The 7878-nt window shown below is 59.9% G+C and carries 8 protein-coding genes; all 8 read right to left on the bottom strand.

What is annotated here, in order from left to right:
* The coding region (locus Q1K29_RS18325; RefSeq protein WP_300396812.1) for a copper-binding protein at positions 1–238 on the bottom strand (238 nt) is incomplete at its 3' end.
* Positions 239–332: 94 nt separating this feature from the next.
* Complete coding sequence (locus Q1K29_RS18320; protein ID WP_119405123.1) at positions 333–548, bottom strand: hypothetical protein; 216 nt, start codon at positions 546–548, stop codon at positions 333–335.
* On the bottom strand, positions 545–3760 hold the full coding sequence (locus tag Q1K29_RS18315) for a CusA/CzcA family heavy metal efflux RND transporter (protein ID WP_300396810.1): 3216 nt from the start codon (positions 3758–3760) through the stop codon (positions 545–547). The genes Q1K29_RS18320 and Q1K29_RS18315 overlap by 4 nt, the downstream gene beginning before the upstream one ends.
* Complete coding sequence (locus Q1K29_RS18310) at positions 3753–5615, bottom strand: efflux RND transporter periplasmic adaptor subunit (protein WP_300396808.1); 1863 nt, start codon at positions 5613–5615, stop codon at positions 3753–3755. Before Q1K29_RS18310 ends, Q1K29_RS18315 begins: the two co-directional genes overlap by 8 nt.
* Entirely contained in the window at positions 5612–6826 is a 1215-nt protein-coding gene (locus Q1K29_RS18305; protein WP_034827470.1) for a TolC family protein, read from the bottom strand. Before Q1K29_RS18305 ends, Q1K29_RS18310 begins: the two co-directional genes overlap by 4 nt.
* A 72-nt stretch (positions 6827–6898) precedes the next feature.
* Positions 6899–7315, bottom strand: coding sequence for a hypothetical protein (locus Q1K29_RS18300; RefSeq protein WP_233349714.1), 417 nt, complete (start codon positions 7313–7315; stop codon positions 6899–6901).
* Positions 7316–7371: 56 nt separating this feature from the next.
* Positions 7372–7647: a metal-sensitive transcriptional regulator gene (locus Q1K29_RS18295; protein ID WP_034798806.1), complete on the bottom strand. Its 276-nt coding sequence runs from the start codon at positions 7645–7647 to the stop codon at positions 7372–7374.
* A gap of 106 nt (positions 7648–7753) precedes the next feature.
* A partial coding sequence (locus Q1K29_RS18575) for a rhodanese-like domain-containing protein (protein WP_366524235.1) occupies positions 7754–7878 on the bottom strand: 125 nt, incomplete at its 5' end.

Genomic DNA, 7878 nt, shown 5'->3' with positions numbered 1-7878 from the left:
CACCCCAGCCGATCTTCTTGATCGGATCGTGTGAAATATTGACGGTTCGGGCATCCAGATCGACGCCGTTAATGACGCCAAAGCCGGGCGCCATGTCGCCGCAGCAGCTCATGCCGGACATGTCCATGTCTTTCATGCTGTCCATTTTCATGCCGGCGTCCTGGGCGAGCGCCGGACCGATCAGGGCCAGTCCGAGGATTGCGCCTGTGACTGCTGTCTTTCTGACGAGGGTTTTCATCGTTTTCTTCCTTTTTGATTGTCTGGCGCGGCTTTCAACAGAGGCCCCCGATGCGCGCCGGGACGGGGGAATAGGGTGGATGGATACGGGACTATTATTTCGACCTCAGATATTTGATGAGGGCAGCGATCCCGAGGATGAGGAGGAGCACAGCAAGCAGCATGAACACCGTGCCGAACAGGCCGCCACCCATCATGCCGCCGTCGATCATCATTCTGCCTGATGAGCGATCCTGCGCGGCCGCCGGCAGCATGGCGCCACTCAGAAGCAGTGGAATCAAAAGCGGAATTTTCAACAGGTGTCTCGTCATGGTTTTTCTCCTTCGGGGGTGAATGAGCCGGCCCGGTTATCCGGTTCGGCCCGGGGTAAATCTGATGGAATCTGCAGCCCGAGCCGGATGTGGTAGATGGCCGGGATCACGATCAGGGAGAGCATGAGGGTTGAGGCCATGCCGCCAAGCATGGGCAGGGCAATCCGGCGCATGACGTCCGACCCGAGGCCGTCGGTCAGGAAGATCGGCGCAAGACCGGCAAAGATGGTTGTGACCGTCATCAGCTTGGGCCTGACGCGCATGGCCGCGCCCTTGCTGACGGCGGCGAAAAGCTGGGTCCTGTCAGAAGGGTTCGCCTTGCGGACTTCCGCGTCGATATAGAGCAGCATCACGACGGCCGTCTCGACCGCGATGCCGCCCAGGGCGATGAAACCGACCGCGACGGCTACTGACAGATTGTAGCCTGCCAACCAGACGGCCCACATTCCGCCGACCAGACCGAAAGGCAGGCTGGCCATGATGATCAGGGTCCGGTCGAGCCGGCCGAAATGTAGCATCAGCAGCAGGAAGATCAGTGCAATTGCAGCTGGAATGGCGATTCTAAGCCGCGCATTCGCTTCCTGCATCTGTTCATACTGGCCGGAGAACTCCACCGCATAACCCGCAGGCAGGTCGACGGCGTCGCCAATGACCTGTCTGGCGTCTGCAACATAGCTGCCCATATCCCGGTCCGCGATGTCGACGAAAACCCAGCCAGTCAGTCTGGCATTTTCTGATCGGATCATTGGCGGGCCTTCCGTATAGGAAATGTCCGCCAGTTCGCTGAGAGGGATATGGGCGCCGGACGGGGCGGGCACGAGTATCTCTTCCAGGTCTGTGGCGCTCTCACGAAATGGCCGATCATAGCGCAGGATGATGTCATAGCGTTCCCGGCCCTCGACAGACTGGGAGAGCGTCATGCCGCCCAGGGCGGTTTGGATCACGGACTGGAAGGCTGCCATGTCGATATTCCGCCGGGCGAGTTCGCCCCTGTCCGGCGTGATCTCGAGATATTTGCCGCCCATGACCCTGTCGGCGAAGGCCGAGCGCGTTCCGGGTACGTCCGAAATGGCCGCTTCTATGTCCCGGGCAATGGTCTCAATCTCTGTCAGATCATCGCCCGTAACCTTGATGCCAATGGGCGTGCGCACACCTGTTGAAACCATGTCCATGCGAATCTTGATCGGATAGCCCCATGAATTCACGAGGCCGGGCATTTGCAGCTTGGCATCGAGCTCATCGGTGATGTCCTCGACCGTCACACCTGGCCGCCAATCCTCCTTCGGTTTCAGCTTGATCCATGTTTCGATCATGGTGAGTGGCGCTGGATCGGTTGCAGTATCGGCGCGCCCGGCCTTGCCGAAGACACGATCGACTTCTGGCACGGTCTTGATGACGCGGTTTGTCTGGCCAAGAATCTCCCGCATCTTGGTGGATGACACGCCGGGCAGGGTGGTGGGCATGTAGAGGAGCTCGCCTTCATAAAGGGCCGGCATGAATTCCGAGCCGATCCTCTGGACCGGCACGATGACGCTGGCCGTCAGCGCGAGCGCAAGGGCGACCGTGATCCATTTGAACCTCAGGGCTAGATGGAGCAGCGGTTTGTAGGCCCAGACGAAGAAGGCGTTCAGGGGATTGGCTTCCTCGCGCCGGAACCGACCCCGCATCAGGTACAGCATCAGAACCGGGACAAGTGTCACCGACAGAATGGCCGCGAAGGCCATCGCATAGGTCTTGGTATAGGCGAGAGGACTGAAGAGCCTGAAGCTCTGACCGGTCAGGGCAAAGACCGGCAGGAAGGAGACCGTGATGATCAGGAGTGAAAAGAATATGCCGGGGCCGACTTCCTGCGCGGACTCGACCAGCGCCTGGCGGCGCACTCTCGGATCGGGTTTCGGTCCCAGATCCGCCAGTTTCCGGCTGGCATTCTCGACAAGCACAATCGAGGCGTCGACCATGGCGCCGATCGCGATGGCGATCCCGCCAAGTGACATGATGTTCGCTGTGACACCTTGCCAGGACATGATCAGGAACGCGCCGAGCACACCGAGAGGTAAGGTGATGATGGCAACCAGAGACGACCGTACATGGAGGAGGAAGATCAGAATGACGAGAGCAACCGCGAAGCCTTCCTCGATCAGCTTGTCTTTCAGATAATCGACCGAACCCTCGATGAGAGGCGCGCGGTCATACACAGTGACAATCTCGACGCCTTCTGGCAGCCCGCGCTGGAGACTATGAAGTTTCTCCTTCACACGTTCGATCACCGACAGCGCATTCTCGCCATCGCGCATCACCACGATGCCGGACACAGTTTCGCCTTCGCCATTGAGTTCGACAATGCCGCGCCGGAGGGCCGGGCCTTCGACAATCCGGGCGACATGGCTCAGCTGGACGGGGGTGCCATCCTCTGCCTTGACCACGACCTGTTCGAGATCAAGTTTCTCATCGACATAGCCTGATGAGCGGATGACATATTCCGTTTCGCCCTGTTCAAGCACGCGGCCACCGACCTCGCTTGAGGCTGCGCGGACCGCGTCACGGATACGGGTGATCGACAGGTCGTAACTTCGCAGGCGATTGGGATCGATTAGCACCTGGTATTCCCGGACAAAACCGCCGACCGAAGCGACTTCAGAGACCCCTTCCACTCCGGCGAGTTCAAGTTTCAGGAACCAGTCCTGGAGTGAACGCAACTCGGCGAGATCGGTCTTGCCGGTCTTGTCGACCAAGGCATACTGATAGACCCACCCAACGCCAGTCGCATCCGGTCCTATCTGCGGTACGGCGCCTTCCGGGAGTTCGGATCCCAGCCGGGACAAGGCTTCGAGAACGCGCGAGCGGGCCCAGTAGAGGTCAACATCATCGTCAAATATGACATACACAAAACTGGTGCCGAACATTGAGGAGCCGCGCACGTCCTTGGTCTTCGGCAGACCGAGAAGGTTCGTCGATAGTGGATAGGTGACGAGGTCCTCGACAATCTGCGGGCTCTGGCCCGGAAAATCGGTGCGAATGATGACCTGGGTATCTGTCAGGTCCGGCACTGCATCGAGCGGCGTGCGCTGGATCGCCATCCACCCGGTCACAGCCAGTGCAGCGGCGAGCATGAGGACGATGAGCTGGTTGGAAACCGACCAGGAGATCAGCTTTGCCACCCATGATTTGGAGGGGTCTTGCCCCGCGAGGTTTCTGTCGTTTCGTTCAGTCATGACTGTCCCCCGAATGCCCAGGGGCCTGGTCAGCGCCAGTCTCGCCGTCATTGGTCGTCATCGACATGCCGGCCATCGGGTTGGGCCAGTCAATCCGTTCGGCTCCATCTGCGCTGTACGGATTGGCTGGTTTCGCTTCTTCCTGCAGCCAGTACCGGCCCGTTGCGGTGTCCCGGTAGAGCACCAGACCAGCCTCGCTGTAATGCTGAGGTGCGCCTTCCAGCAGCCAGGGTTTCAAGGCCTCGACCAGGTCTGAGAGTTGTGTGGCAAGGTCTTCGCGGTCCGTGACGTCCTGCGCGGCGGCGAGAGCGGTTTGCGTAGCATCCATGACCGGTGCCAGTTTCGTGTTCGCGTAACGGTCCCGCAGCACTGGCACCAGGGCGAGCGCCGGGTCCACGAATAGCGGATCGATGTCATACCCGTCTCTCAGGGCCTCGTGGAAGTAGAGCGCCATGTCAGTGAAGTGATCGATTTCGGCGAGGGCTTTACTGTCCACCGGAATATCGGAGAGCGGTGTTTCCGGACTGGCCGCGCTCGCATCCGGAGCTTCCAGCTTGGCAAGACCTTCTTTCAGGTTGGCTTCGCTATCGAGCAGGAACTGCCCGCTGGCGACGACCATGTCGCCACTTTCCAGACCCGACAGGATTTCGGTCCGGCCATTGGCCGAAATCCCGGTTTGCACGGCGCGTCCGGAGAAGCGGCCATTGCCTTCGGCGATGACGACACGGGCGCCCTCGCTACCAAGCAGAATGGCTTCACTTGGAACCGAAAGACGCGGTCGGCCGCCGATATTCAGCCTTATGTCCGCATAGGCGCCCGGGCGAAGATAGCCCGACACATTGTCCACTTCGATCCGGACGTCGGCTGTACGGGTTTTCGGGTCGATTGTCGGATAGATATAGTCGACCTGGCCTTTACCGGGGGCATCGGGCGCGCTCGGAAAATCGAGTTCGGCCTGCATGCCTGTTTCCACCAGAGGCAAATCGCTCTCCGGCACCGAGGCAATGACCCAGACATCGGCATAGGATTGCAGGCGTAATATAGGCGTGCCGGGTTTGACATAGTCGCCATTGCGGACCTGGAGCTCGGCAACCGTGCCGCCGGCTTCTGCGTAAACCGGAACACGTTCAATGACCTGGCGGGTTTCGGTCAGCCGGTCGATGGCCGCATTCTGCATGCCAAGGGAGCGCAGGCGCTGGCGAACCGACGCGATGCGCGCTTCGTTACCGATCCTGAACGAGTTCAGATAATCTTTCTGCGCGGCGATCAGGTCCGGACTGTAGATCCGGTAGAGGAGACTGCCGGGGCGGACGGTGTCGCCCTCGGCATTGACCGCCAGATTCTCAATCCAGCCTTCTAGCCGCGAGACGGTAACATTTTCGAGCCGTTCATTGGTCTCGACCGTGCCGAAGGCTCTCAGTACACGGCTGAAATCCCTGGTCTCGGCAGGTGATGTCCGGATCCCCATGGTCTGGATCATTTCCGGCGAGACGGCCACGCCCGATCCGGTGTCATCGGCATAAACCGGGATGTAATCCATGCCCATGGAATCCTTTTTCGGAACAGGCGAGGTGTCCGGCTTACCCATGGGATGCTTGTAGTACAGGATTTCCCCTGTTGAGCTCGTCGGTTCCTGGGTCTTGTCGGCAGGCACCAGGTCCATGCCACAGATCGGGCAGGTGCCGTCCGGATCGGTCGAAATATAGTGCGGGTGCATGGGGCAGGTGTATCGTTGCGTCTCGCTCGAGGCGTTCGGTTTTTCACCCTGGCCGCCCGGTGATCCGCCCGGTGCGCCGCATGCGGCGAGCAAGAGGGCGGCAGATGCGGTGCCCATTATCAGGAATGTCTTTTTCATTGTGTCACCAGGAGGGCATTCAGGCGTGCGATCGCAGCGGCCTTGCGGGCCGTTTCAGCTTCGATTTCCGCCCGGAGTTTGAGAATGGCGATCTCGCCGTCGATGATCGGCGCATAACCGCCAACACCGGATTCATAAGCAATCAGCTGGGCCTCGACTTCGTCTTCGACGGCAGCAATCTTGACCTGCAGCACGTCGATACTGGCATCGGCCGCGCGTATAATGGCGTCCCGGGACGCATACTGGGCCGCCGCATTCCGCGCGGCAGCCTGGTAGCGTTGCTCGGCGCCGGCCCGCTCAGCCTTTGCGGCGCGCAAGTTCGGTGCCTGCTTCCTTTCGGCCCAGAGCGGAACCGTAAAAGTCACCATACCGGAGACCCAGTCATCCCCCGCGAACATCGCGCCTTCATCGCGCTGTTGATAGGTGAGCTGGGCCCCCCATTCTGGCTTCCAGGCCGCGCGGGCCTCGTCGATACCGTAATCGGTAACGCGGACGGCCGCGTCGGCAATGCGTACGGTGTGGAACTCAAGCGCTGCGCCGGACCAGTCTCTTTCAGTCAGGGGAGGGAGGCCGGTCGAAGGGACCAGTCCGACGAGTTCGATCAGGCGCGCATCGGTCTCGGCTTCCTGCCGGTCAAGATCAACAAGCGTCCGGGAAACTTCTGCCCGTTCGCTTTCAATTTCGGCAAGGCGATAGACGGCCGGGCGGCCCGCATCGATCTCGGCCTCGACAATGTCGACAAGCTCGTCGTATTTGGCGTTTCGCGCTTCGGCGAGGGATCTCTGCCTGGTCAGTCTAGTCTTGTCAGCGAGAAGAGCGATGAGTTCGGCGCGCAAGGCCGCATAACGGGCATCGCGAACCGCCTCGGTCTGTGCTGACATCGCCCGGGCTTCACCGGCGCGGGCTTCACGGCCCGCGAAGCTCGGAAATTGTTGCCGAATACCAACGGCTTTATTGGTCGGCAAGTAACTGTCGAATGAGGGATCGAAAATCGGAAAGTTGTTGATCCCGAGGGATACGACGGGGTCCGGGAGTGCGGTTGAGGCGACAGCACGCTCCCGGTCGGCCTCGGCATCGTAACCGAGAGCGGAGAGGCTTGGATGGGCCTCGAGACGGGCTTCAAGCTCGGCAAAGCTCTGAGCGTTGGCAACCGCCGCCAGGGGCACAGCGGCAAACGCTGCGACCAGCAGCATTCTTGAAATGTGGGGCATGATAAAACGGGCTCTTCTGAATTGTGAGAAGCGATGACGACGGGCTGCTGTGGCGGCCGCAGGTCATCGCTCTCAATTCAGGAAGCGCTGCTTTAGCGATATTGGCGTGTGCTGGACGATATCCAGCCGAGGTGGAGGCCCGGTCTTTAGCGTTTCGCGCTCTGGCAGGAATGCCTTTGGTGGGTTAGCGAGAACCGCAGCAAATTCTGGGTCCACATTCGCAACAGGTGCAACTGGATTGGCGTCACTGTGCGCCTGGATAAGCATGGGTGCACAGTCGTATCCCGCGGGGCAATCAGACGATGATGCCTGATCTGTATGCCCGGTGTCGGCCATGGCTTCCATCGCCATGTCATTACAGGGGTGATTGCTGCTCATTTCAGTCGGCGCGGTTTCGGAGGTCCCGACCATCAATGGACACGCCATGACCGGATGAGCCGCCATGAAGGCAGCGGCAAACAGTGTCAGGAGGCGGGTCACAAACTGCATCATTGTTCAAATACGTGAAAAGATTAAAACTTTCATTTCAACAAACTGTGAGGCCGCTACTTCTTGCGGCCACCAAGCACCGCAACAAGTTCCTCGACCTTTTCACGCCGGTCATCGACATTGCTTCCGGTCAGGGCATGATCCACACACGTTGCGATATGGTCATCCAGGATAACGGCCTCGAGGCCGACAAGCGCGGCCTTCACAGCCTGCACCTGACGAATGACATCAATACAATACCGATCGTCGGACACCATCTTCGTGATGCCGCGCACTTGTCCCTCGATGCGGGCAAGCCTTCGGGTCGCGGCCTCTTTGGTTTCAGTCTTCATGGCAGATACCCCATACAGGGTATCCATATGGGGACCTCGTGAAGCAATTTCCAGTCTCTTCATGCGTCAGAAACGAAAGGTTCAGCCCAAGATGGACTGACAGTCATCACTCAATGGCATTTCCAGCTGCGGTCCACGCCTTCATCGAGCCGATATAGACATCGACCTCGGAGAACCCCTTCCGCATGAGCTGCGAGGCGGCAATGGTGGCCCGGGCGCCGCTTCCGCACA

The sequence above is a fragment of the Henriciella sp. genome (genome assembly GCF_029937755.1).
Taxonomy (GTDB): domain Bacteria; phylum Pseudomonadota; class Alphaproteobacteria; order Caulobacterales; family Hyphomonadaceae; genus Henriciella.
Note: the sequence above shows the minus strand (reverse complement) of the source record. Positions and strands in the feature narration are given on the sequence as shown.

Bases quoted from the DNA above. Each gene is read 5' to 3' on its own strand.
- Q1K29_RS18315 (WP_300396810.1), bottom strand. From the start codon at position 3,760: ATGACTGAACGAAACGACAGAAACCTCGCGGGGCAAGACCCCTCCAAA.
- Q1K29_RS18305 (WP_034827470.1), bottom strand. From the start codon at position 6,826: ATGCCCCACATTTCAAGAATGCTGCTGGTCGCAGCGTTTGCCGCTGTG.
- Q1K29_RS18295 (WP_034798806.1), bottom strand. From the start codon at position 7,647: ATGAAGACTGAAACCAAAGAGGCCGCGACCCGAAGGCTTGCCCGCATC.
- Q1K29_RS18320 (WP_119405123.1), bottom strand. From the start codon at position 548: ATGACGAGACACCTGTTGAAAATTCCGCTTTTGATTCCACTGCTTCTG.
- Q1K29_RS18310 (WP_300396808.1), bottom strand. From the start codon at position 5,615: ATGAAAAAGACATTCCTGATAATGGGCACCGCATCTGCCGCCCTCTTG.
- Q1K29_RS18300 (WP_233349714.1), bottom strand. From the start codon at position 7,315: ATGCAGTTTGTGACCCGCCTCCTGACACTGTTTGCCGCTGCCTTCATG.